Here is a 1,161-nt window from a genome sequence, read left to right on the forward strand (position 1 = left end):
TAAGGAATCTCTGAATAACGCACTACAGATACGCGACACTATCCGCCTCATGTTGAGGAGTGATCCATGCAACTGACGTTCGGTGACGCTGAGGGCCTGGGCAAGCGCAAGCAGACACGGCGCGAAATCTTTCTGGCCGAGATGGAGCAGGTGGTTCCGTGGCAGCAATTGCTCGGTCTGATCGCGCCGCACTACCCGATGTCGGGGCGGCCGGGTCGGCAGCCCTACGCCCTGGCGACGATGTTGCGGATTCATCTGCTGCAGCACTGGTATGCGTTGAGCGATCCGGCGATGGAAGAAGCGTTACATGAGATCCCGACCTTACGGCGATTTGCCCAGCTCGGCGGCTTGGACAATGTTCCTGACGAGACCACGATTCTCAACTTTCGCCGTCTGCTGGAAACCCATGGCCTTGCCGCGCAGATGCTGGAGGCCGTCAACGCGCATCTGGCGCGCAAGGGTCAGAGCCTACGGTCGGGCACGATCGTCGATGCGACGCTGATCGCTGCGCCCAGTTCGACCAGGAACGCCGACCATGCGCGCGACCCTGAAATGCATCAGACCAGGAAGGGCAATCAGTGGTATTTCGGGATGAAGGCGCACATCGGCGTGGATGAGTTTTCCGGGCTGGTGCACCACGTCCATTGCACAGCGGCCAATGTTGCGGATGTCACGGTGACGCACGCGCTCCTGCACGGTAAGGAAGACAGTGTGTTTGGCGACAGCGGCTACACCGGTGCAGACAAACGCGAAGAACTGCAGACCTGCGAGGCAGCATTTTTCATTGCCGCTAAACGCTCGACGATGCGAGCCATTGGCAACAAACGTGAGCGTGCTCGGGAAGCGCGTTGGGAACACTTCAAAGCCAGTGTGCGCGCAAAGGTGGAACATCCGTTTCGCGTGATCAAGCGCCAGTTCGGCTACACCAAGGTCCGCTATCGCGGCCTGGTCAAGAACACGGCGCAGGTGCTGACGTTGTTTGCGCTGTCAAACCTGTGGATGAAGCGCAAGCAGCTACTGTCCGCCGCGGGGAGCGTGCGCCCGTAATCGGGATATGACGTCCGGATCGCGCCGAAAATGGTGCAAATTCCGATGATCCAAACGCAGTTCCTTGGAGAAATGCACGTCCCGCGTCCTCGGGTCTCATTGATCAGACCATCC

At 59.3% G+C, this 1,161-nt stretch carries 1 protein-coding gene; it reads left to right on the top strand.

Annotation, left to right across the window (positions count from 1 at the left end):
* Positions 1-66 precede the first annotated feature (66 nt).
* The gene (locus tag FHY19_RS22320; RefSeq protein WP_259168644.1) at positions 67-1,047 is read left to right on the top strand and encodes an IS5 family transposase; all 981 of its coding nucleotides are present in this window, start codon (positions 67-69) and stop codon (positions 1,045-1,047) included.
* The last annotated feature ends 114 nt before the right edge of the window (positions 1,048-1,161 follow it).

Source organism: Xanthomonas sp. 4461 (assembly GCF_024806475.1).
GTDB lineage: Bacteria > Pseudomonadota > Gammaproteobacteria > Xanthomonadales > Xanthomonadaceae > Xanthomonas > Xanthomonas arboricola_F.